The organism is Microbacterium sp. 67-17 (assembly GCF_001898325.1).
Taxonomy (GTDB): domain Bacteria; phylum Actinomycetota; class Actinomycetes; order Actinomycetales; family Microbacteriaceae; genus Microbacterium; species Microbacterium schleiferi.
In genome coordinates this window covers 42,938-66,425 of record NZ_MKTR01000024.1, presented here as the reverse complement: position 1 = coordinate 66,425, position 23,488 = coordinate 42,938, and the positions used below count along the sequence as shown (strand labels likewise).

Below are 23,488 nucleotides of genomic sequence, written 5' to 3'. Positions count from 1 at the left end.
CGCACAGGACGACGCGCGGGGCACGACAGGAGCGACCAGATGCGCCCAACCCACGCGGCCTAGACTGGAATCATGCCCGAATCAGCGACCCCGTCCAGCGCGCCCGCAGGTACCCGCCCGGCGCTCAGCGTGGTCGACGTGCTCGCCGTTTTGTGCGAGCTCTTCGCGTTCGGGACGCTCGCGTTTTGGGGCTTCGCGGCCTGGCCCTTCCCCTGGAACATCGTCGCGGGCATCGTGGCGCCGGTGCTCGCCATCCTGCTGTGGGCACTGTTCGTCTCGCCCCGAGCGGTGATCGTCGTGCATCCGTTCCTGCGGGCGGTGGTTGAGCTGCTCGTGTATGTCTCGGCGACGATCGCGTGGTGGAGCGTAGGCCTCGTGTGGGTCGGCCTGATCTTCGGGGTCATCGCCGTCACCGTCGGCGTGATCGCCGGGCGGCGCCGGCTGGCATGAGCGACCGGGAGGTCCTCGCGCGGTTGCGCGCCGAACTCGGCGACGCGCTCGACACGACGGATGCCTCGCTCGAAGCTGCCCGCGCCGACAAGTCCGGGCACGCCAGCGCGGGTCGACCCCTCGCCGTCGTGCACGCCCGCAGCGTCGAAGACGTGCAGACGACGCTGCGCATCGCATCTGCCACGGGAACTCCGGTCGTGACCCGAGGAGCGGGGACGGGCCTGGCCGGCGGCGCGAACGCCGGACCCGGCGAGATAGCCCTCTCGGTTCGGGCGATGGACCGCATCCTGGAGGTGCGACCCGACGACCTGCTGGCCGTGGTCGAGCCCGGCATCCTGAACGCCGACCTGAACCGCGCGCTCGCCGAACAGGGCCTGTGGTGGGCACCGGATCCCGCAAGCCGCGACGTCTCCACCGTCGGTGGGAACATCGCCACCGGCGCCGGGGGCCTCCTGTGCGCCAAATACGGTGTGGTGCGGGATGCCGTCCTCGGCATCGACCTCGTCCTCGCCGACGGGCGCCTGCTGCACCTCGGCCACCGCACGGTCAAGGGCGTGACGGGGCTCGACCTCACCTCCCTCGTCATCGGTTCCGAAGGCGTTCTCGGTGTCGTGGTGGGTGCGACCCTGAAGCTCCGGCGGCTCGTGCCGGGCGAGGTGTGCACGATCGCTGCGACCTTCACGGATGTCGGCACCGCCGCGAGCGCGTGCAGCGCTGTCACCGCCGCGGGACTGCAACCGGCGATCATGGAGTTGCTGGATGCCGCAGCGCTGACAGCCATCCACGAGTTGCTCGGCCTCGCCGCGCCGACCCCGGGCGCCGCGCACGTCACGATCCAGACCGATGGCGCTGCGGCGGCAGCTGACGCGGTGGCGATCACCGCTGTCCTCGAGGCAGCGGGAGGCGTCGTCGCCCTGTCCACCGACCGCGACGAGGGCGAGCGACTTCTCGCGATCCGCCGGTCGGTGCATCCCGCCATGGCGCGCCTGGGTACGACTCTCATCGAAGACGTATCGGTGCCTCGATCGCAGCTCGCGACGATGTTCGCGCGCATCGCCGACATCGAGCGCCGCTACGGTCTCGTGATCCCCACTGTCGCGCATGCGGGCGATGGAAACCTGCATCCGAACTTCATCTTCGACGGTCCCGACGTACCCGCAGCGATCTGGGAAGCCGCCGACGAGCTGTTCCATGCCGCGCTCGATCTCGGCGGAACCCTCACCGGCGAGCACGGCATCGGGGTACTCAAGCGCCGGTGGCTGGCCGACGAACTCGGCGACGACCAGTGGGAGCTGCAGCGCCAGATCGCGCGCGTCTTCGATCCGCAGGGGATCCTCAACCCCGGCAAGGTGTTCGCGCCGTGAGTAGCACCGTGCCACGGCCGAAGACCTCGTCCCGTTCGGCCTACAAACCCTGCCAGGCCGGCTTGTTCGCGTAAGCGTAGCGGTAGTACTCCGCGCGGGTGAGCTCGCTCGCGGCATCCTCGTCGACAACCACCGTGACGTGCGGATGCAGCTGAATCGCAGAACCCGGAACGGATGCCGACACCGGGCCCTCGACGGCTGCCGCGAGGGCCGCCGCCTTGGACCTCCCGAACGCGAGGAGCACGAGGTGGTCTGCCTCGAGAATCGTGCCGAGCCCCTGCGTGATGCAGTGCATCGGGACCTCGTCTGGCGAGGCGAAGAAGCGCGCGTTGTCAGCCCGCGTCTGCTCGGTGAGTGTCTTGACGCGCGTGCGGGAGGCGAACGACGAGCCCGGTTCGTTGAAACCGATGTGACCGTCGGTGCCGATCCCGAGGATCTGCAGCGCGATGCCACCGGCATCCATGATCGCCGCCTCGTAGACCTCGCCGGCGTACGCGATCGTCTCCAGACGCCCATCGGGGACCCGGATGCGCGCCGGGTCCAGCCCCAACGGCTCGACCACCTCGCGCGTGATGACCGTCCGGTAACTCTGCGGGTGCGCGGGATCGAGCCCCACGTACTCGTCGAGGGCGAAACCGCGAACCGCTGACAGGTCAACACCGGCCAGCGCGGGGCGCAGTGCCTCATAGACGGGGAGCGGCGTCGAGCCCGTCGCGAGACCGAGCACGAAATCGGGCGTCGCGCGAATCCGCCGCGCAATCTCGCTCGCTACCAGCTGCCCGCCAGCCTGAGGGCTGGGGACGATGACCACTTCAGCCATGGGAAAGAACCTCTCTCTCGTCTGCCGCTTCAGCTCCGATGAGTGCCGCGCCGAGCGCCGCGGCGGGCGCGCCGACGGGAAGGATCTCAACGCGATCGACCAGCTGCAGCGATCGCAGGAACGCCGACTCGTGGGCACTTGTCTCCAGCTGCGCGGCCACCTGCGCCTCCAGCCGAGTTCCCAGAGCCGTGATGCCGCCGCCGAGAACGACAGTGTCGACATCCGCCGTGAGCACGAGCACCCGGATGGCGGCAGCGACACCTCGGGCGAGGTCGGTACGCAGGCGCACGGCCGCCGCATCACCCGCATCTGCCGCGTCGAAGATGTCTCGAATCGGAAGCGCACCGGGCTTGCCCCACCGGGCTGACACGGCGCCACCGCCGGCAAGAGCCTCGATGCACCCGCGTTGGCCGCAGCGACAGACGGGACCTGCCGGATCGATCGACAGATGCCCGATCTCTCCCGCTCCGCCTCGCGCGCCGCGCCACAGCACCCCGTCTGTCACAACGGCAGCTGCCATGCCCGTCCCGAGGTTCAGATACCCCATCGACTGCGTCCCGCCCCGCAGCGAGGCGGCGCCGAGCGCGGCGGCCTTCACATCGTTCTCGACGCGCACGGGGACGCCGAGCGCCGGCGCAACAGCGGCTGCAAGATCGAGCGTCTCGACACCGAGGTTGACGGCGTGCTCGACCCGCCCCGACCCCGGTTCGATCCGGCCGGGGATCCCGATCCCCACAGACCGGATGTCGGCCGTAGCGAGCGCGGGGTCGGCGCACAGACCGGAGACCGCGGCAAGGATCGTCTGAACGACGGCATCCGGTCCCCACCCCGTCGCCAGGCGCGTGCGAGCGACGATGGCGCCGTCCGGGGCGACGGCGACGGCATCCGTCTTGGTTCCTCCGACATCGAGGCCGAGTCTCATCGCCCGCCTCCGATCCAGAGCGGGTGGGTGGTGCACATGGTCATCAGCCCTTGACCGCTCCGGCGACAAGCCCCCCGGTCATGCGGCGGTTCACGAGCAGGAAGAACACGATGACGGGGATGGCCATGATCGTGGAGGCTGCCATCACGACTGCCCAGTCTGTGGCTTTGGTTGCCTGCACGAAGGCGCGAAGCCAGATCGGGAGGGTGAGAGACTCCGGGCGAGTCATGATCACCAGCGCGAACACGAACTCGTTCCACGCCTGGATGAACGCGAAGACACCGGTGGCGATGAGTCCGGGCGCCAGCAGCGGGAACGTGACCCGCCAGAACGCGCCGGCGCGGCTGCATCCGTCGATCATCGCGGCCTCTTCCAGTTCCACCGGGACTCCCGCGACGAACCCGCGAAGCGTCCAGATCGTGAACGGCAGGACGAAGGCGATGTAGACGAAGCTCAGACCGATGATCGTGTTGATGAGGTACCAGCCGTCGAGCATCCGAAACACCGAGATGATCATCGCTTCGGCAGGGATCATCTGCACGACCAGGATCGCGATGATGAACGACCGCCGACTGCGGAATCGGTAGCGCGAGACGGCGAGCGCCGCGAGGAAGGCGAACACCAGTGCCGCGACCAGGGTTATCGCCGTGACCGCAACCGAATTTCCGAGCGCCGTCACCAGACCCTCATCACCAAGGGCGGTCTGATAGTTCGAGAGTGTGAACTGGTCGGGCCACCAGTGCGGCTCCGCCGAGCGCACGGCGGATGCCGGCAGGAGCGACGTGTTGACCATCCAGTAGACGGGGAAGACCGAGAAGACGATCACGACGAGGGCCGCGATGTTCAGCAGGATGCGGGCGGAGCGCCGCCGGGGCCGGGCGTTCATGCCTGTTCCTCCTGTCGCAGCATCGTGCGAATCCAGGACCCCGAGATCAGCAGCAGGATCGCGACCAGGATGACCGAGATGGCACCGCCTGCCCCGAGATCACCCGATGCCATCGAGACGCTGTAGATGTAGACGCCGATCGTGTTGGTTTCTGCACGCACCCCGCCGATCGACTGGAGGGCGTAGATCTGGGCGAACACGCGCAGATCCCAAATGATCTGCAGGATCAGCAGCACCAGCAGGATCGAGCGGACGTACGGGACGACGATGAGCCGAAACCGCGCGAACCCCGATGCTCCGTCCAGCGACGCAGCCTCCATCACCTCATCGGGAACCTGCGTGAATCCCGCGTAGGCGGTGAAAGCGACGAAGGGAACTGCACCCCACGTGATGATGATCGCGGCAACCGCGTAGAAGCTCACCGGGTCGATGAGCCAGCTGTGGCCCGTCCAGTCCGTTCCCGTGACACGGGTGAGAACCCAGTTGACCAGGCCGTACTGGGTGTCGAAGATCCAGCCCCACACGATCGTGGCGGTGAGGGCCGGCATCGCCCAGGCAAGCAGCAGTGCGACAGAGACGGCAGTCCGCATGACGGCACCGAGCTTGGTCAGGAGCACCGCGACGAGGATGCCGAGCACCATCGTGGCGATAACGCTGACGATGCACAGCGCGATGCTGCGAGCAAGGACCGCCCAGAATTCGGCATCCGTCAGAACAGCGACGTAGTTGTCGAGTCCGACGAATCCGGGCGGGGCGCCGAAGATCTGAGCCCGACCGAACTCCTGGAACGACATCACGATCAGCTGCACGAGCGGCCAGCCGATGAAGACCACGAGCATGATGAGCGCCGGCGTCAGCAGCGCCAGCGGTGCCCAGGGGAAGCGCCGACGACGCGGGGACTGCTCGCGAGCGCCGGGACCCGCTGTCTCCGGCGACGCCGAAGCGGCGGGTGCGGTGACGGTGGTCATGAAACGTCCTTTGACAGAGAGGGAGACGTGACGCGGGGACGCCCTGACGGTGCAGAGCGTCCCCGCTCGAGGTGTCAGCCGTTGAGGATGTCGGTGATCTTCGCGTCGGCGTCGGTTGCGAGCGTCGCGATGTCGCCGCCGTTCGCGATGTTCACGAACAGGTCCTGCATGATGCCCTGAGCTTCGACATCAGCCCAGTTCGGCGATGCCGGGGTGAGCTTCGCGTTGGCCGCAGCCTCGGCGATGACGGCAGCAAGCTCCGGCGTTGCGGCAGCTACCTTGTCGCCGAGCGAGACCTTCGCCGGCACGAGCCCGGCACCGGCGAGGATGGTCTGGTACTCATCCGAAAGCATGATTTCCAGCGCCGACTTCGCCAGCTCCGGGTTCTGCGACTTCGCCGAGATACCGACGTTCGAGCCGCCCGCGAAGACCTGAGCGGCCCCGCCCTCCGTGCCCGGCAGCGCGAAGTAGCCGGTGATGTCGGCCACGGGAGTCGCCGCCTGGTCCTCATCCGCGATGATCGACCAGTACGCCCAGCTCGGCGCCGAGTACGTGGCCGACTGCTCCGTGCGGAACGGCACCCAGCCTTCGGCCTCGTCGCCGTCCTTCGGAGCCAAGGATGCCTTCGTCATGAGCTCCTGCACCTGAGCGAGGCCCGCCTGCGATTCCGGGCTCGACAGCTGAGCCTCCCAGGTGCCGTCGCTGCCCTGTACGGCGATCTCGCCACCGTTCTCCCAGATGAAGGGCAGGGCGTTGTACCAGTCCTTGCCTGGGAAGTAGACCCCCGAGACGCCCGGCAACGCTTCCGCGAGCGCGACGCCGTTGGAGACGTACTCATCGAGCGTGGTGGGCACGGCAACGCCAGCCTGCTCGTACATGGCCGTGTTGTAGAACACGACGCGCGAACCCGAGTAGTACGGGGCGGCGTAGAGGGTGTCATCCCAGCTGCCGGCCTGGACGAAGCCCGGGAGGAGGTCCGAGCCGCCAAGCTGATCCTCGATGTCGGACAGGCTGAGCAGCGCGCCACTGGACGTGAACGCGGGAGCCTGGGTGTTACCCATCTCGACGATGTCGGGGCTGTCGTTGCTCGACAGGCTCGTCGTGAGTTTGTCGACGAGGCCGGTCCACTGCTGCTCTTCGATGACCAGGGTGCTGCCGGGGTTCTCGTCTTCGAAGGTCGTCACGAGGTAGTCGCGGGCCTCCTGCGGGGTATCGGCGCCGACCAACCAGACGCGCAGTTCCGCTGCTTCGGGGGTGTCGTTCGGGGTGCCACCGCCGGCACAGCCGGCGAGGACCACAGCTGAGGCACCGACGAGGGCGACGGCTCCGAGCTTTCTGTTCATGGTGTCTTCCTTCGTGTTTCTCTTGGTTTCGGAAGAGGTCGGGCGACCTATCCGGTGGGGGGAATTGTTGGGGCGACGGTCACGACACCCCGAGCTGGCCTGACAGGACCATGACGGCTGCGCCGCGCAGGACGATGTCCTGGCCTTGCGCCGTCATCCGAACGCGCACGCCGTCATGGAACCGGGCGAGCGTGCGGGTGCGGATCGTCTCGACCGTTGCCTCTGCGAGAGGACCGGCGAGAAGTTCGTCGGGGCCCGAGAGCACGATCTCCGACACGTCGAGGGCGCCGACGATCGGGGCGAGCGCAATGCCCAGGCGTTCACCGGCATCGCGCAGCTGCTGCTCGCGGTCGCCGGGTGTCTCGGCATCGGCCATGCGTGCGGTCAGCGCGGGTACCGACAGCCATGCCTCGAGGCATCCGACTTTGCCGCACGCGCACTGTGGGCCGCCGTCGGTACCGACGGTGACGTGTCCGATCTCACCCGCAGCGAAGTGCGCACCGCGCATGGGCTGGCCAGCCGAGATCAGTCCCGACCCGACGCCGCGTCCGACCTTCACGAGCACGACGTCGTCTCCCGCACCACCGAACGTGTACTCGGCGAGGACGGCGGCATTCGCGTCGTTTGCCACGAGAACCGGCAGAGCGAGCGCGTCCTCGAGGATGCTGCGAAGCGGCAACTGCGTCCAGCCGAGACCGGGAGCACTGAGCACGACACCGTCGTTGTCGACGACACCGGGTGACCCGACGCCGATCCCCAGGATCGGCGCGTGGGCATCGGCGACGAGGCGCCGAGCCAGCTCGATCACGGCATCCCGCGCATCCTCCGCCCCGCGCGGGGCCGGGATCTCGTGACGGGCGACGATGTCGCCGTCAAGGGTGAGGATGGCGCCGAGGAACCTGTCGGGACCAGAGAGGTCCATACCGAGGATCCGGTGACCTGCGCGGTCAAGATCGACGACCATCGCGGGCTTGCCCGGACCAGAAGCTTCGCGGATGCCGAGTTCGGCGACCAAGCCGTCGCCGATGAGTTCGGCGACGAGGTCGGAGATCGTGACGCGCGTCAGCCCCGTCTCCCGGGAGAGGTCAGCTCGGCTCATCGCGCCGTCATGGAACAGTGTCTGGAGAACGAGTGAGCGGTTGTGCGCGCGGGCGTGCTCAGGAAGCACCTTCACCCGGCGAAGACCGCGGCGCGGCACCGCGTCCGAGGCGCCTGGGGCCGTCTGGGTGTGCGCAGGCCCCGTGGAAGAGCCGCGCTGCACTTCCGATGCAGTCATGTTTGTTAGTAGACCTTACGAACAAAAGAACTGCAAGCGGGTTCCCGGATTTGAACGGACAGTTTACAAAACCGTTACATCCGTCCGACGGCGCAACCTCGGCTTTCCCCGGGCCTTCCAGCCCACGCCTGCGCGGCAAGAGCCGTAACATGCGATGGGCGATCCCCCGCCCGAGGAAAGGAACACGCGTGCCCTACTTCGACCTCTCCCCCACTGAGCTCGAGGCGTATGCCCCGCAGATCAGCGAGCCGTCGGATTTCGATGCCTTCTGGAACGCCACGATCGAGGAGTCTCGCCTCGCGGGATGGGAACCGCGCCTCACTCCTGTCGATTCGGCGCTGCGGTCAGTCGACGTGCTCGATGTCTCGTTCGCGGGTTTCGGCGGTGACCCGATCAAGGCCTGGCTGCTGCTGCCGACCGGCACGACCGAGCCGCTTCCCGCGGTGGTCGAATACATCGGCTACGGAGGCGGACGCGGCCTCCCCTCCGAGCGCCTCGCGTGGTCATCAGCCGGCTACGCGCACCTCATCATGGACACGCGCGGCCAGGGCTCGACATGGGGGGCGGGCGGAGAGACTCCCGACCCGCACGGCACCGGGGCAGCCACCAACGGATACATGACCCGCGGCATCCAAGACCCCGCCGACTACTACTACCGCCGGGTGTTCACCGATGCCGTCCGCGCGGTCGACGCCATCCGTGCTCTTCCCGAGATCGATGCGGCTCGTGTGGCAGTCACCGGGGGAAGCCAGGGCGGCGGCATCGCCCTGGCCGCGGGCGCACTCTCGGAGGGGCTCGTCGCCGTCATGCCCGACGTGCCCTTCCTCTGCCACTTCTCCCGCGCCGTCGGGCTGACCGATCGCGAGCCCTATCAGGAGCTCGTCCGGTACCTGAGCGTGCACCGGAACGCCCGCGAACGCACCTTCGCGACGCTCAGCTACTTCGACGGCGTCTCGATGGCACGCCGTGCGAGTGCACCGGGGCTCTTCTCGGTCGCACTCATGGACTTCACCTGCCCACCCTCGACGGTGTATGCGGCCTTCAACGCGTTCGCTCACGAAACCAAGCGCATCGTGGCCTACGAGTTCAACGACCACGAGGGCGGCGGTGCGCACCAGTGGACCCAGCAGGCCGCGTTCCTCGCTGAACTGGGCATCCAGTGAGCTCTCGCACCGCTGCCGTCGTCGCGATCGACGCCGGCCAGACCGGCATGAAGGTGCGCGTGCGCACTGACCAATCCGTCGGTGAGGCCCTGCTGCCCGGCGTTCGCACCGACCAGCCGGTGCTCCCGCAGATCAGCGTGGCAGCACGACAGATCGCCGACGAGTTCGAACTCGACATCCGTCACCTTGCCGCGGGGATCTCCGGGCTCACCGACGGGGAGACGACTCCGGACGCCCTCGCAGCGCTGGCGCGCAGCGCCGGGGCCGCGCACGCGGTCATCGCGCACGATGCGACAACCTCGTACCTCGGGGCCCGCGGCATCGCCCACGGTGCCGTTGTGGCCGCCGGGACGGGTGTCGTGACTCTGGGAGTCGGCCCGAGCGGCGCCGCGCGCGTCGACGGCTGGGGTTACCTCATGGGCGACGCCGGCAGCGGCTTCTGGCTCGGCCGTGAAGCGCTGGTCGCCGCGATGCGCGACCACGACGGCCGGGGCGCCGCGACCGCGCTCACCGGTGTGGTGCGGGATCGTTGGCCAGACCTTGAACAGGCCTACATCGACCTGCAGGCCGATCCCGCTCGGGTGAGCATCGTTGCATCCTTCGCGGCTGAGGTCGCACGGGCGGGCGACGCCGGCGATGCCGTGGCTCTCGACATCCTGAGGCGCGCCGGCGATCTGCTGGCGGAGAGTGCACTGACCGCACTGCGTCGCGTCGACGCGGAGCCGGCCGTGTGCACGATCGGCGGGGTCTTCCGGTCCGAGGCTCTGCGCGACGAGTTCACGCGGGCACTGGTGGCCGAGCGGCCCGATGCCCGGGTCGTCGAGCCCGCCGGGATCGGCATCGACGGCGTCGAGGCGCTCATCGACCTCCCCGCCGATCACCCGCTCGCACCCCTGACCTGGTCAGCCCGCGCCTAGCTCCCAGCCCCATCGCGTCCAAACCCTTTCGTTCGGTCGCGCCCTGATGCGGGTGTGATGCACCTCGCCCCGCAAAACAGCGCGACCGAAATCTGTGAGACCGAAGCCTGCCAGACGCGGCGGATGCCTGCAAGGAATGCGTGCGACGCACCCGAAGAAGTGCTTCGGTCGCGAGCGCGGATGCCGCGACGGATACCGGAAACGACTCGGGCCACCCCGCGAGAGCGGAAGCGGCCCGGGTCGAGATGGAGTCCGGCTCAGCGCAGCGCGTCGATGACGGCGTTGAAGGTCGCTGACGGTCGCATGACCTCGTTGACCAGTTCGCCGTTCGGGCGGTAGTAGCCACCGATCTCGACCGGCGACCCCTGCGCTCCGTTGAGCTCCGCGACGATCGTCGCCTCCTCAGCAGTGAGCTTCTCGGCAACCGGCGCGAAGATCGCCGCAAGTTCGGCATCCTCTGTCTGCTTGGCCAGCTCCTGCACCCAGTAGAGGGCGAGGTAGAAGTGGCTGCCGCGGTTGTCGATGGTGCCCAGCGCACGACCCGGAGACTTGTCGTTCTCGAGGAAGGTGCCCGTGGCGGCATCCAGTGTGTCGGCGAGGATCTTGGCCCGCGCGTTGCCGGTCGTGTCGGCGAGGTGCTCGAGGGATGCCGCGAGCGCGAAGAACTCGCCGAGCGAATCCCAGCGCAGGTAGTTCTCGCTCAGCAGCTGCTGCACGTGCTTCGGGGCAGAACCACCCGCACCCGTCTCGAACAGCCCACCGCCGGCAAGCAGCGGCACGATCGAGAGCATCTTGGCGCTCGTGCCAACCTCGAGGATCGGGAACAGGTCGGTGAGGTAATCGCGCAGCACGTTGCCGGTGACCGAGATCGTGTCCAGGCCGTGGCGCATGCGCGCGAGGGTGTACCGGGTGGCTTCCTCGGGCGAGAGGATGCTGATCTGCACGCCCTTGGTATCAAGCAGCGCGAGCCCCTGGTGCACCTTGGCGATCAGCTGCGCGTCGTGCGAGCGGTTGACATCGAGCCAGAACACAGCGGGAACCCCGGTCGCTCGGGCGCGGGTGACGGCGAGCTTCACCCAATCCATGACCGCGATGTGCTTGGTCTGCGTCGCGCGCCAGATGTCGCCCGCGCCGACCTGGTGCTCGAGCAGCACCTCACCCGACGAGTCCAGCACCTGAACCACGCCCGGTGCGGCGATCTCGAACGTCTTGTCGTGGCTGCCGTACTCTTCGGCGGCCTGGGCCATGAGGCCGACGTTGGGAACCGTGCCGATGGTCGTGGGGTCGAGCGGGCCGTTCGCGATGACGTCATCGATCACGGCCTGGTAGACGCCGGCGTAGGAGGAGTCCGGGATCACGGCGAGCGTGTCATCCTCACCGCCGTCGACTCCCCAGAGCTTGCCGCCGTTGCGGACCAGGGCAGGCATGGATGCATCGACGATGACGTCCGAGGGAACGTGCAGGTTCGTGATGCCCTTGTCGGAGTTGACGTACGAGAGCCGGGGGCCGCGCTCCAGGTCGGCGTCGATCGCCGCAGCGATCTCATCGCCACCCTCGACCGACGGCAGACCCGCGAGGATCGACCCGAGTCCGTTGTTCGGTGTGAGGCCCGCTGCCGCGAGCTTGTCGCCGTAGCGCTCGAAGACATCCGCGAAGTACGTCTTCACGACATGACCGAAGATGATCGGGTCGCTGACCTTCATCATCGTGGCCTTCAGGTGCACGGAGTACAGCACGTCCTCCGCGGATGCCTCGGCCAACGTTTCGGCAAGGAAGGCATCGAGGGCGGATGCCGAAAGGAAGGTCGCATCGATGATCTCGCGCGGAAGGACCTTCAGTCCCTCCTTGAGCACCGTGACGGTGCCGTCGGTGGCGACGTGACGGATGGAGAGCACGTCGTCGTGTGCTGCGACCCACGACTTCTCGTTGCTCTTGAAGTCGTCGTGACCCATCGTCGCGACCCGGGTCTTCGAGCCCTCGGGGAAGGGCTTGTTGCGGTGCGGGTGCTTGCGCGCATAGTTCTTGACCGACAGCGGCGCTCGGCGGTCGCTGTTACCCTCGCGCAGGACGGGGTTGACAGCCGACCCCTTGATGCGGTCGTAGCGAGCGCGGACATCCTTCTGCTCGATCGTCTGCGGCTCGTCCGGGTAGTCGGGGATGTCGTAGCCCTGCGACTGCAGCTCGGCAATGGCGGCCTTCAGCTGCGGAATGGATGCCGAGATGTTCGGCAGCTTGATGATGTTGGCCTCGGGGAGGGTGGCCAACCCACCGAGCTCGGCGAGGGCGTCACCGACCGCCTGCTCGGGCGTGAGCTGCTGCGGAAAAGCGGCAAGGATGCGGCCCGCGAGAGAGATATCACGCGTCTCGACATCCACACCGGCCTGATGCGTGATCGCCTGCACGATGGGAAGGAAGGAAGCTGTGGCCAGGGCCGGGGCTTCATCGGTGTACGTGTAGATGATCGTGGATTCGCTCACTCGCCTGTCTTTCCGCTCGGGTCGCCGGGCAAGCCTACCGCACCCCGATAACTATCTCGATATCAAGATAAATTCCCCCGAAGAGAATGCCTCGGGATGCTGAACTGCAGCATCCCGGCTAGCCTGTGTGACATGGCCGAACTGCGACTTGCTGAACTGTCCGCCGCCACGGTGGAAGCTGTCAACAATATGTCGCTCAAGCCCGGGCAGGCAGAGTTTCTCGCCCCCGAGAGCTATGAGGTAGCGGCAGGAGATGTGGATCCGCAGACCATGTGGCAGCGGGTCGTTCTCGACGGCGACGACGTGGTCGGGTTCATCAGCGCGAACTTCGACGGCGACAGCGTCTCGGAGTACTTCCGCTCGGTGCTGTGGCGTATCAACGTCGACGCCGACGACCAGGGGCGAGGGATCGGTCGATTCGCCGTAGAGAGCCTGCTCGCCGAAGCCCGTGAGCACGGGGTCGATCACGTGAACGTCATCTATGGTGCGGGCCAAGAGGGCCCTCAGGCATTCTTCGAGCGTGTGGGCTTCACACCGGTCGGAGAAACCGAGTACGGTGAGGTTATCGCCGAGATCCGGCTCTGATCCGGCGAGTCCCACCTTAGTATTCAGCCCCCACCCGAGGGGCTTGTCGGCTGGCGGCGGGGCCTCGGATTCCCCTCCCCCACCGAGGCCCCGTCGCCTTTTTCGACGGCCGCAGGTTCGCTTCGGAGGGGCTGGCCGCTCGGGAGGGCCGGGCGCGGCATCCATCCCCTCCCGAACGGACATCTCCTCCCGGGTGGTCAGGCCCGGCGTCGCTGCCGTCAGACGAGCGACTCCCGCCACGCCGCATGGAGCTGGGCGAACTTGCCCGTGCCCGCGATCAGTGTCTCGGGGGTGTCGTCCTCGATGATCCGCCCGTGCTCCATGACCAGCACCCGGTCCGCGATGGCCACCGTAGACAGGCGGTGCGCGATGATGATCGCCGTCCGGTCTGCCAGCAGCGTCTGCAGGGCATCCTGAATCGCGCGCTCTGACGGGATGTCGAGCGACGCCGTTGCTTCGTCGAGGATCAGCACCGCCGGGTTTGCCAGGAATGCCCGCGCGAACGAGATCAGCTGACGCTGCCCCGCCGAGACCCGGCCGCCGCGCTTGTTGACGTCGGTGTCGTACCCGTCGGGCAGGGCGCGGATAAAGGCGTCAGCACCCACAGCCTTCGCCGCAGCCTCGATCTCGTCGAGCGTGGCATCGGGCTTCCCGAGCGCGATGTTGTCTGCGACCGTGCCGCTGAACAGGTAAGCCTCCTGCGTGACCATGACGATCGCGCGCCGAAGGTCCTTCGGGTGCAGGCGCCGCAGGTCGACGCCGTCGAGGGTCACGGCGCCGCGGGTCGGATCGTAGAAGCGTGAGACGAGCTTCGCGAGCGTCGACTTGCCGGCTCCCGTCGTCCCCACCAGGGCAATGGTCTGCCCTGCGGGGATGTCGAGCGAGAAGTGCGGCAGGATGACGCGGTCATCCGCGTACCCGAAGGTGACGTCCTCGAACGCGACGTGTCCGCGCGCGGTCCACAGGTCGACGGCATCCGTTGGGTCGGGAACCGTCGGCTCCTCCTCCAGCACCCCCGAGACCTTCTCGAGCGCCGCGGTGGCAGCCTGGTACGAGTTCAGGAACATCGCGACCTCCTGCAGAGGTGCGAAGAAGTTCCGCACGTACAGGACGCTTGCCAGCAGGATGCCGATGGCGATCGCCCCGTCGGCAACCCGCAGGCCTCCCCACAGCACGACGAGCGCGATCGATACCGAGGCGACTGCCATGAGGCCGGGCTCGAACGTGCCGAACAGGCGGATCGAGCGCATATTCACGTCGCGGTAGTCCTCGGCGACGTCACCGAACTCGTCGTCGTTGCGCGGTTCCTTGCGGAAGGCCTTGACGGCACGGATGCCGGTCATGGTCTCGACGAACTTCACGATGAGCTTCGCGCTGATGACCCGCGACTCGCGGTAGACGACCTGCGAGCGCCGGTAGAACCAGCGCATCAGCAGAAACAGCGGCACGCCCATGACGGCGAGGATGACTCCCGACTGCCAATCCAGCAGCAGCAGCGCGATGAGGGTGAACCCGCCGTACAGCAGTCCCGACACGAGCTGGTTGAGCCCACCGTCAAGGAGTTCCCGGATGGATTCGAGGTCGCTCGTCTGGCGCGAGATGATGCGCCCCGACGTGTAGGACTCGTGGAACTCGAGGCTGAGCCGCTGCGTGTGCAGGAAGATGCGCTTGCGAAGATCCAGCATCACGGCCTGCGTGAGGCGAGCCGCAACGACCGCGAACCATCCCACGAGGCCCGCGCCGCCGAGCCCCGCGGCGAGGTACACGGCGACGACACCGATGGTCGGCATCCAGTTCGCCTCGTCGAGCACTGCCGGAAGCGCCGTGTCGATGCCGAACGCGATCAGCGCGGGCCCGGCGACCTGCAGCGCGGTCGAGATCACGAGCACGACACCGGCGAGCACGACCTGCCACCGCAGCGGCGAGATCAGCGAACCGAGCAGGCGGAGCGACCGGCGACGGATGGCGCGACTCTCGTCCTTGGTGTAATCCGACCGGTCTTCACCGGCTGTTCCCACGACGGTGGCGCTCACAGGGTCACCTCCCTCTCCCGCATACGGGCTTGTTCGTCTTCGAGGCTCGAAATGACGTACCGGTAATGCTCGCTCTCGCGGAGCAGATCGGAGTGCGTCCCCACCGCCGTCACCTTCCCGTCCTCGAGCAGGGCGACGCGGTCGGCGAGGGTGACAGTCGACGGACGATGCGCGATGACCAGGGCCGTCGTGTCGGCGAGGACCCGCCGCAGGGCATCCTCGACGAGAGCCTCGGTGTCGACATCCAGCGCCGACAGCGGATCATCAAGAACGAGGACGGCGGGCTTTGCCGCGACCGCGCGGGCAAGCGCCAGACGCTGACGCTGGCCGCCCGACAGACTGAGACCCTCTTCGCCGATGACGGTGTCGACACCGTCGGGCAGGTCGTCGACGAAGCTCGCTTGCGCGACCTCGAGCGCTTCCCGCAGCGCCGCTTCGGCCTCCGGCGACCCGGGGACGAGATCCTCACGGCCCAGCAGCACGTTCTCGCGCACGGTCTGCGAGAACAGCGTCGCATCCTCGAACGCCATGCCGATGTGGGTACGCAGCTCAGCGAGGGCCAGGTCACGAATGTCGACCCCATCCAAGGTGACCCGGCCGCCGGTGACGTCGTACAGACGCGTCGGCAGGGTCGTGAGGGTCGTCTTTCCCGACCCGGTGAGACCGACCAGGGCCATCGTCTCGCCGGGATGCAGCACGAGATCGACCCCGTCGAGCAGGTCGCGCTGGCTCTCCGGCGCGTCCTGATAGCGGAAGTGGACGCCCTCGAACGCCAGCTCGCCGCGAGGAGACGCAATGGTCTTGGGCTGCTCGGGGTCGGTGATGGTGTCGACCTCATCGAACACCTCGAAGATGCGGTCGGTGGCCGTGCGGGCATCCAGCAGGAACGAGAAGAGGAACCCGATCGACTCCATGGGCCAGCGCAGCACCGTCGCCATCGCGAAGAATGCGATCAGTTCAGCGGCGTTCAGCTGGCCCATCTGGATGAGCGCGATACCCGCACCGAGTGCGAGAGCGAATGCGATGTCGGGAAGCAGGATCAGCCAGAACCAGATCAGCCCGACAGCGCGCGCCTTGTGGATCTCGGTCTCGCGCAGGGTCTCAGCCTGCCGAGCGAACTTCTGCAGGGCATGCGATCCGCGACCGAAAGCCTTGAGCACGCGGATGCCGTGCACGCTCTCCTCGACGGAGGTGGCGAGGTCACCGGCCTGGTCCTGCGACTGGCGAGCGAGAGTTCCGTATCGCTTCTCGAAGCGGTATCCGGCATACCAGAGTGGCGCGGAGGTGACCAGAAAGATCGCCCCGAGCAACCAGTGCCACTGGAACAGCAGGACCGCGCCGACGATGATCGTGAGGACGTTGACCACCAGCAGCACGAGACCGAACGCGAGCCAGCGACGGATGATGCTGATGTCTTGCATCATCCGCGAGAGCAGCTGACCGGACTGCCAGCGGTCGTGGAACGCGACGGGCAGTCGCTGCAGGCGCTGGTAGAACGTCGTCCGCAGCTCGTACTCGACGCGTGTCGAGGGAGCGAGCACGAACCAGCGGCGTGCCCACACCATTGCCGCCTCGGCAAGGCCCAGGGCGAGGATCGCCGCTGCCCCCCAAGCGATCTGGCCGGGGTCTCCGGAGGCGATCGGGCCGCCGACGATCACCTCGAGAACGAGCGGGAACATGAGGGCCAGCACCGAGGCGAGCATGGCGCTTGCCGCGCCGAGGACGAGGCGAGGCAGCACCGGCCGGGCGAACGGGAGCAGCCGGCCCAGGGCGCGAAGGGTCGACAGGTGGTGCGTGGGAGAAGAAGGCGTAACGGTCATGGTCCTTGTGGGAGGGCGAAGCGAAGCCGCGGGTGTGCAGGCGGGGAGGGCAGCTCCGGGTCAGGGGAGCGCTGATGCGAAGCGTGCGATGCCGTTGTCGACAACGCAGGCGGCGCCGAGAGTATGCCGCGACCGGTGAGGTCGGCGACGGGCGAGCTAGTGCGCCGTTGCGGGGCCCCGGTGACGCAGCGGCGCCGCGGCGATGAGGACGACAGTGCTCGCGACGACAGCGATCTGATACATGGCATCCTCCTTGGCATACGGGCGGCCGCACGACGCGGCAGCCCTCCAGACTATGCCTGGGAGTCGGCTGAAAGCAAGGACGGATTCTCCCGATCCAGCAGAGATCGCTTGACCTCCAGACCCCACGCGAAGCCACCGAGGCTTCCGTCGGCCCGCAGCACGCGGTGGCACGGTACGAACAGCGCGGGGGCATTGCGAGCACAGACGGATGCCGCTGCGCGCACCGCCGTGGGATGACCGAGCGCCGCGGCGAACGTCGCGTACGACAGCGGCGCTCCAGGTACGATTCGGCGAAGCGCGGCCCATCCGGCGACCTGCCCCGGTGTACCGAATTGCCGGACCGGCACGTCATCGATCGCCGCAAGGTCCCCTGCGTAATACGCGCGGACAGCGGCTGCGGCATCCGTCGTTCCCCGCCGCACCTGCGCGGGACGGCGGTCCGGGCGGATGCGCTCGACGATCCGCTCCGGCGAGTCCGTCCAGCCGGAGGACAGCACCGCACCGTCATCCGCGACGAGGATCGCGAACGGGCCGTCGGGGGTGTCGATGAACTCGAGAACGGCGGTGTCGGTCATGTCGGGATCTCCTCGGCGAGCGCGGGCAGGACGGCGGGGTCAGGCGGGATTGGGGCGGTCGGGCGGGTGCGCGGCGTCGATGCTCGGCTGAGACGCGGTGGCACGGCGCGCCACAGGTGCGCGCTCAGGTAGCTGCGCCACGGCGCCGCAGTGGCAGCCCACGCCTCGAGCCGGTCCGCGGGGATGCCGAGGGCCTGAGCTCCGGTGCGCAGCGCGACATCCCCGGGGAGGAACACATCGGGATCGCCGAGGACCCGCATACGAACGTAGTCGGCAGTCCAGGGCCCAACGCCCGGCAGAGCCAGCAGGGCGCGGCGCTGCTCGGTGCCGTCATCGGCGATCGTGAGAGTCAGACTCCCGTCGGCGAGGGCTGCCGCGGCGCCGGTGATCGACCGGATGCGGGCCCCCGGCCCCCGCAGCACCTCGCCGCCGTGATCGGCGATCGCCGTCATCGTCGGGAACAGCCGGGTCAGCCCATCGGGCCCCGGCACCTCTTCGCCCAGAGCGTCGGCGAGCGCCGTCAAGGCCGTGCGCGCGGCGGCGACGCTGATCTGCTGGCCGACCATCGCGCGGATCAGCATCTCGTGCGGGTCAGCGGCGCCGGGAACACGGATGCCGGGAATGGCCCGCACCCGCGGCGCGAGGTGCGGATCACGCGAGAGCGCGGTGTCGATCGCGAGAGGGTCGGCATCGAGGTCGAAGATTCGACGCACGCGAGCAACGAGGGAGGCAAGGTCGGGCAGAGCGGCCACCGCGGCGCGCAGGCGCACAGTTCCGGCATCCGCTCGCACCTCGAACCATGCCGGGCCCGAAGCCAATCGCACCGTGCGCGCGAAGGATCTTTCCCCCGATACCTCCACGCCCGGCAGCGCCCGCGCGCTCATCCACGCGAACACACCGTCGGCGTCGAAGGGTCCTCGCACGGGGAGAGCGAGGTCGATCACTCCCCCGGCTGACTCGGTGCCTGGGCGGCGAGCGCGCACCTCGAGCGGGGTGAGGCCGAAGACCTCGCGGATCGTGTCGTTGAACTGCCTCACACTCGCAAACCCCGACGCGAACGCGATGTCGGATGCCGGCATCGCGGTGCCCACGAGCAGCATCCGTGCCGTATGTGCTCGCTGCGCACGACTGAGCGCGAGCGGGCCGGCGCCGAGTTCTGCCGTCAGCAGCCTCGTGAGGTGCCGCGGCGAGTAGCCCAGGCGACGAGCGAGCCCTGGAACACCCTCGCGCTCGATGACCCCGTCGGCGATCAGTCGCATGGCCCGCGCCGCGACGTCGCCACGCACGTCCCAGTCCGGGGAGCCGGGAGCTGCCTCGGGCAGGCACCGCTTGCAGGCGCGAAAACCTGCCTCGTGGGCAGCGGCGCTGGTCGGGTAGAAGGTGACGTTGGCAGGCTTGGGCGTGCGGGCCGGACAACTGGGCCGGCAGTAGATCCCCGTCGAGCTGACCGCGGTGACGAACTGACCGTCGAAGCGGGCATCGCGCGACTGGATCGCGGCATACCGTTCGTCGAAGGTCATCGAGAGCACGCGTCAAGCCTGTCACGCCGCTCCCCCGCGCTCTAGCGGAAATCAGACACGGCAGCAGAGGCATCCGGGCCATCCCCTTGAGGCTCCTCCCACGCTGCTGCGGCCACCGCGCGCGCGAACAGTGGGCGCATCTTGTCGCCTTGCGGGGCGGATGCGGCAATTCGCGCCCACTTTCTCGCCTGTGCACGACAATTCGGGCCCACTCTCTGGCGCGGTGCCCGGGCCCGCGGGTTACCGTGGCATATGAGCGCACGCGAGTACGACCTTGTGGTGATCGGGGCAGGGCCCGTCGGGGAGAACGTTGCCGACCGGGCGGTGCAGGGGGGCCTGCGGGTCGCCATCGTCGAGAGCGAACTCGTCGGCGGCGAATGTTCGTACTGGGCGTGCATGCCCTCGAAAGCCCTACTGCGAAGCGGTGCGGTGCTGCGGGCTGCTCGAGCGGTGGATGGCGCAAAGCAGGCAGTTACCGGCGGCGTCGATGTGGCAGCAGCCCTGGCCCGCCGCACCCGGATGACGCACGACTGGAACGACGCGTCACAGGTCGAGTGGCTCGAGGGCGCGGGGATCGACCTCGTGCGGGGGCACGCCCGGATCGCGGGCCGCAAGCGGGTCGAGGTCACCGGGTCCGGCGGCGAGGTCGTGGACCTCATCGCCACCCACGCCGTCGCGGTCTGCACCGGGTCGGCTGCACTGCTGCCGAGCACCCCGGGGCTGCGCGAGATCGAACCCTGGACGAGCCGCGAGGCGACCAGCGCCCGCTCGGCGCCGACCTCGCTCGCGATCATCGGCGGCGGAGTCGTCGGGTGCGAGATGGCCACGGCCTACGCGAGTTTCGGCACCGCAGTGACCCTCATCGCGCGGTCCGGGCTGCTGGGCGGTATGGAGCCGTTCGCGGGCGAGATGGTCGCCGAGTCGCTCACGGCGCAGGGCGCCCGGGTCATCACGGGGGTTGACGTTGTTTCGGCATCCCGAGACGCGAACGGTTGCGCCCTCGCCCTGTCAGACGGGACGTCCGTCACGGCGGACGAGGTGCTCGTGGCCACCGGAAGGGCGCCGCGCACCGCTGACCTCGGCCTTGACACCGTCGATCTGAAGCCGGGCGGCTGGCTCGACGTGGACGACACGATGCTCGTCCAGGGCACCGACTGGCTGTACGCGGTCGGCGACGTCAATCACCGCGCGCTCCTCACGCATCAGGGCAAGTACCAGGCGCGCGCCGCGGGCGATGTCATCGCCGCTCGCGCGCGCGGTTCCCACGTCGACACGTCCCGCTGGGGCACCCATGTCGCCACCGCCGATCACCACCACGTCCCCCAGGTGACCTTCACCGACCCCGAGGTCGCCTCGGTCGGCCTCACCGCCGAACGCGCGGAAGCGGCGGGGATCAACATCCGCGTGCTGGACTACGACCTCTCCTGGATCGCCGGCGCCTCCACGGCCTCGGATGACTACCGCGGCCGGGCACGCGCAGTCATCGACCGCGAGCGCGAGGTGCTGGTCGGTGCGACCTTTGTGGGGCCGGATGTCGCTGAGCTGCTGCACTCGGCCACGATCGCGATCGTCGGTGAGGTGCCGCTGAGCAGGCTCTGGCACGCGGTGCCTTCCTACCCGACAGTGAGCGAAGTGTGGCTTCGCTGGCTGGAGGCCTACGGCCGGCCCTGAGCGAGCGCTTCCCGGCGGGGGTCTAGCGCCGCGCCCCGCGATGCCGTGTCCCCTGTCGTTCGCTCGGTCTGGCGCTCGACCGCCCGACGGAGCCACTCCGTGCGGGTGCTGCGCGCGGCTCGCGAGAGCGCGGCATCCGGATAGAGCGCATCGAACCCGTGGAACCCGCCCGACCAGACGTGCAGCTCCGCGGTGCCTCCCGCAGCCCAGAGGCGACTCGCGTAGTTCACGCACTCATCACGAAACACCTCGGCAGATCCCGCGTCGACGTAGGTCTGCGGCAGCCCCGAGAGTTCTGGTGCGATTGCGGGCGAGGTGTAGAACGACACGTCACCGGACGAGTCCTCGCCCCGCACGGCGCCCCATGCGAACGCGTTCGATTCACGCGACCACACGCTTGGGTCGTGAACTGGTGCGACGAGACCGTCTCGTTGCGGTGATCCAGCATGGGGCAGATGAGCACCTGCGCGGCGACCGCGGGGGCTTTGCGGTCGCGGGCGAGCAACACGACTCCCGCCGCGACGCCGCCGCCGGCGCTCGTCCCGGCGACCACGACGCGGTCCACGTCGATGCCCAGCTCAGCGGCATGGGCGACCATCCAGGTCAGCGCGGCATAGCCGTCCTCCACGATCGTGGTTCCTGATGCCTCGGGCGCCAGGCGGTAGTCGACCGACACGACGACGGCGCCCAGTTCATCAAGCCACTCCAGCGGGATGTCGAGCTGCGAGAAGCGGTCACCCATCACCATCCCGCCGCCGTGGAGCCAGAGCACACCGGGCGCCGCGTTCGTCGGACGCCGGGGGGAGATCACGGTGAGGGGAAGGGATGCGCCGTCCTGGCCGACGATGACCTCTTCACGGCGCTCGACATCGCGCGTCGCAAGCAACGGTTCGACCGGCGCACTCGCGTATGGCCGCATCAGCGGAAGCGTTTCGGCGCTGAGCGGGGCGAACTCGGGCAGCGACGCGAGAAGCTCGGCGAGCTCCGGGTCGAGTGCGGGCCGGGCGCTCACGCGAAGACCGCCTTGCCGCCGACCGGAACCAGATCGCCGTACGAGGACTCTCCCTCGAGCAACTCGGAGAATCGGGCGACGAGCGCCTTCGCGGCTTCGCTTGCGAAGAGCCGGTGGTGGTCTTCTTCGCTGGTCCATCCTTCGATCAGGTGGATCACATCGGGATTCGTGGCAGAGCGGCTCACCAGGTAAACGAGGCAGTACTCGCTCGCGGCGGGGTTCCCCTCGTCGAGACCCGACAGGACGAGCGCGATGAGCTCGTCGCCAAGCCCCGCCCGAGCGGTCATGGTTGCCGAGAATCCGTAGGTAACAGGTGGTTGTGTCATGCCTCCATCCAGCCACCACGACGCCTCCAGACTGTAGAGGATTCCCGTCCGGATCTTGCCTGATCCTCGACGCACCGCCGACCGCGGCCTCAGATGACCGGCGCGAGATTGACCGACGACCCCGCTGACTGGAGCAGCCGCGAGACGTCGAGGCTCGGGGGTGCGCCGAACTGGCGGCGATACTCGCGGCTGAACTGCGACGGGCTCTCGTAGCCGACCGCATAGGCGGTCCCCGCGATGTCTGCGGGGTGGGCGAGCAGACGTAGGCGCGCCTCTTGCAGCCGGATGCTCTTTTGGTACTGGATCGGACTCATCGCGGTGACGGCGTGGAACGCGCGGTGGAAGGCAGAGGTGCTCATGCTCGCCCGGTGCGCGAGCTCTTCCACCCGCACGGGTTCGCTGTAGCGCTCACGCATCCACCGCACCACGTGCCGCACGCGATTGAGGCTGCTGTCAGCCAAGCCGAGCTGGCGAACACTGTCGCCGTTCTCGCCCGACATGACAAGCCAGAGCAGCTCGCGTTCGATCAGCGGAGCCAGGACGGGGATGTCTCGAGGATGATCGAGCAGGCGAAGCATCCGAACCACGGCATCGAGAATCCGATTGTCGGCGACACCGACGGCCACGGCGGGCGGCGCTTTGTCTCCCCGACTGGGCCTCGCGAAGCTCGCCGACGCAGGATCGAGCAGCAGCTCGGCGATGACATCCGGACGCAGCTCGAGACCGAATCCAAGGGCGGGATGCTCGGGAGTCGCATCGCGATACCGCCCCGACACGGGCAGCTCCATCGAGGTGACCAGATAGTCTCCGGGGCCGTAGTCGTGCACGGCGTCCCCCACCGAGAGGCGCTTGCTTCCCTGCGCAACGACGGCGAGGATGCTCCCGGTCGACGTGTCTTCCTGCGCCTCGGACGAGTCGACTCGGGCGACGAGGACTCCGGGGATCGCCGTGGTCGTCACACCGCGGTCGGCGTGGCGTGAGATGAGCGTGCGCAATTCGGCCAGTGACATGGCCCGATCTAAGCACGCGCAGCCTTTCCTGGGCGCACGATCATGTCCCATTGTGCAGGAATAGGCAAGAGCGCGATGGGATTCCCCTCACGCCCTGCGGGGTCGCG

19 protein-coding genes and 1 pseudogene are annotated in these 23,488 nt (G+C 68.3%); 6 read left to right on the top strand and 14 right to left on the bottom strand.

The window, feature by feature from the left end; translation table 11 throughout:
• Positions 1 to 72: 72 nt before the first annotated feature.
• On the top strand, positions 73 to 450 hold the full coding sequence (locus BGO47_RS10110) for a YrdB family protein (RefSeq protein WP_292711519.1): 378 nt from the start codon (positions 73 to 75) through the stop codon (positions 448 to 450).
• The gene (locus tag BGO47_RS10105) at positions 447 to 1,814 is read left to right on the top strand and encodes an FAD-linked oxidase C-terminal domain-containing protein (RefSeq protein WP_292711516.1); all 1,368 of its coding nucleotides are present in this window, start codon (positions 447 to 449) and stop codon (positions 1,812 to 1,814) included. Before BGO47_RS10110 ends, BGO47_RS10105 begins: the two co-directional genes overlap by 4 nt.
• 40 nt (positions 1,815 to 1,854) lie before the next feature.
• Here the strand turns inward: BGO47_RS10105 and BGO47_RS10100 are convergent, their stop codons facing one another.
• The 6 genes from BGO47_RS10100 to BGO47_RS10075 all read right to left on the bottom strand — a co-directional run bounded on the left by BGO47_RS10100 (position 1,855) and on the right by BGO47_RS10075 (position 8,029).
• On the bottom strand, positions 1,855 to 2,634 hold the full coding sequence (locus BGO47_RS10100) for a glucosamine-6-phosphate deaminase (protein WP_292711513.1): 780 nt from the start codon (positions 2,632 to 2,634) through the stop codon (positions 1,855 to 1,857).
• Positions 2,627 to 3,556, bottom strand: coding sequence for an ROK family protein (locus BGO47_RS10095; protein WP_292711510.1), 930 nt, complete (start codon positions 3,554 to 3,556; stop codon positions 2,627 to 2,629). Before BGO47_RS10095 ends, BGO47_RS10100 begins: the two co-directional genes overlap by 8 nt.
• 43 nt (positions 3,557 to 3,599) lie before the next feature.
• Positions 3,600 to 4,442 carry a carbohydrate ABC transporter permease gene (locus BGO47_RS10090; RefSeq protein ID WP_292711508.1) on the bottom strand — a complete coding sequence of 281 codons (843 nt, stop codon included), beginning with the start codon at positions 4,440 to 4,442 and terminating at the stop codon, positions 3,600 to 3,602.
• Complete coding sequence (locus tag BGO47_RS10085) at positions 4,439 to 5,410, bottom strand: sugar ABC transporter permease (protein ID WP_292711506.1); 972 nt, start codon at positions 5,408 to 5,410, stop codon at positions 4,439 to 4,441. Before BGO47_RS10085 ends, BGO47_RS10090 begins: the two co-directional genes overlap by 4 nt.
• Before the next feature lie 74 nt (positions 5,411 to 5,484).
• Positions 5,485 to 6,753: an extracellular solute-binding protein gene (locus BGO47_RS10080; RefSeq protein WP_292711503.1), complete on the bottom strand. Its 1,269-nt coding sequence runs from the start codon at positions 6,751 to 6,753 to the stop codon at positions 5,485 to 5,487.
• 79 nt (positions 6,754 to 6,832) lie between these two features.
• A complete protein-coding gene (locus BGO47_RS10075; RefSeq protein WP_292711500.1) occupies positions 6,833 to 8,029 on the bottom strand; it encodes an ROK family transcriptional regulator in 1,197 nt (398 codons plus the stop codon).
• Positions 8,030 to 8,217: 188 nt separating this feature from the next.
• On the opposite strand from BGO47_RS10075, the gene BGO47_RS10070 reads away from it, so the two are divergent.
• Positions 8,218 to 9,192 carry an acetylxylan esterase gene (locus BGO47_RS10070; RefSeq protein WP_292711497.1) on the top strand — a complete coding sequence of 325 codons (975 nt, stop codon included), beginning with the start codon at positions 8,218 to 8,220 and terminating at the stop codon, positions 9,190 to 9,192.
• A complete protein-coding gene (locus BGO47_RS10065) occupies positions 9,189 to 10,109 on the top strand; it encodes a BadF/BadG/BcrA/BcrD ATPase family protein (protein WP_292711494.1) in 921 nt (306 codons plus the stop codon). The genes BGO47_RS10070 and BGO47_RS10065 overlap by 4 nt, the downstream gene beginning before the upstream one ends.
• A 257-nt stretch (positions 10,110 to 10,366) precedes the next feature.
• Here BGO47_RS10065 and BGO47_RS10060 read toward each other — a convergent pair whose 3' ends face one another.
• Positions 10,367 to 12,586: an NADP-dependent isocitrate dehydrogenase gene (locus tag BGO47_RS10060; protein WP_292711492.1), complete on the bottom strand. Its 2,220-nt coding sequence runs from the start codon at positions 12,584 to 12,586 to the stop codon at positions 10,367 to 10,369.
• A 132-nt stretch (positions 12,587 to 12,718) separates the two neighbouring features.
• On the opposite strand from BGO47_RS10060, the gene BGO47_RS10055 reads away from it, so the two are divergent.
• Positions 12,719 to 13,171, top strand: a complete 453-nt coding sequence (locus tag BGO47_RS10055; protein ID WP_292711489.1) for a GNAT family N-acetyltransferase — start codon at positions 12,719 to 12,721, stop codon at positions 13,169 to 13,171.
• Between the two features lie 218 nt (positions 13,172 to 13,389).
• Here the strand turns inward: BGO47_RS10055 and BGO47_RS10050 are convergent, their stop codons facing one another.
• The 4 genes from BGO47_RS10050 to BGO47_RS10035 form a co-directional block, all read right to left on the bottom strand.
• Positions 13,390 to 15,204, bottom strand: a complete 1,815-nt coding sequence (locus BGO47_RS10050; RefSeq protein ID WP_292711486.1) for an ABC transporter ATP-binding protein — start codon at positions 15,202 to 15,204, stop codon at positions 13,390 to 13,392.
• Positions 15,201 to 17,024 (bottom strand): ABC transporter ATP-binding protein, encoded by a 1,824-nt coding sequence (locus BGO47_RS10045; protein ID WP_292711484.1) that lies wholly within the window; start codon positions 17,022 to 17,024, stop codon positions 15,201 to 15,203. The genes BGO47_RS10050 and BGO47_RS10045 overlap by 4 nt, the downstream gene beginning before the upstream one ends.
• 293 nt (positions 17,025 to 17,317) lie before the next feature.
• Positions 17,318 to 17,842 carry a methylated-DNA--[protein]-cysteine S-methyltransferase gene (locus BGO47_RS10040; protein ID WP_292711481.1) on the bottom strand — a complete coding sequence of 175 codons (525 nt, stop codon included), beginning with the start codon at positions 17,840 to 17,842 and terminating at the stop codon, positions 17,318 to 17,320.
• Positions 17,839 to 19,362: an AlkA N-terminal domain-containing protein gene (locus BGO47_RS10035; protein WP_292712141.1), complete on the bottom strand. Its 1,524-nt coding sequence runs from the start codon at positions 19,360 to 19,362 to the stop codon at positions 17,839 to 17,841. The genes BGO47_RS10040 and BGO47_RS10035 overlap by 4 nt, the downstream gene beginning before the upstream one ends.
• 252 nt (positions 19,363 to 19,614) lie before the next feature.
• Here BGO47_RS10035 and BGO47_RS10030 point away from each other — a divergent pair, with 252 nt between their 5' ends.
• Positions 19,615 to 21,033: an NAD(P)/FAD-dependent oxidoreductase gene (locus BGO47_RS10030; protein WP_292711478.1), complete on the top strand. Its 1,419-nt coding sequence runs from the start codon at positions 19,615 to 19,617 to the stop codon at positions 21,031 to 21,033.
• Here BGO47_RS10030 and BGO47_RS15125 read toward each other — a convergent pair.
• The 3 genes and pseudogenes from BGO47_RS15125 to BGO47_RS10010 all read right to left on the bottom strand — a co-directional run bounded on the left by BGO47_RS15125 (position 21,018) and on the right by BGO47_RS10010 (position 23,381).
• A pseudogene (locus BGO47_RS15125) lies at positions 21,018 to 21,952 on the bottom strand (alpha/beta hydrolase). The gene BGO47_RS10030 and the pseudogene BGO47_RS15125 sit on opposite strands and share 16 nt — an antisense overlap.
• 89 nt (positions 21,953 to 22,041) lie before the next feature.
• Positions 22,042 to 22,371: an antibiotic biosynthesis monooxygenase gene (locus BGO47_RS10015; protein WP_292711473.1), complete on the bottom strand. Its 330-nt coding sequence runs from the start codon at positions 22,369 to 22,371 to the stop codon at positions 22,042 to 22,044.
• A gap of 89 nt (positions 22,372 to 22,460) precedes the next feature.
• The gene (locus BGO47_RS10010) at positions 22,461 to 23,381 is read right to left on the bottom strand and encodes an AraC family transcriptional regulator (RefSeq protein ID WP_292711471.1); all 921 of its coding nucleotides are present in this window, start codon (positions 23,379 to 23,381) and stop codon (positions 22,461 to 22,463) included.
• Between the last annotated feature and the right edge of the window lie 107 nt (positions 23,382 to 23,488).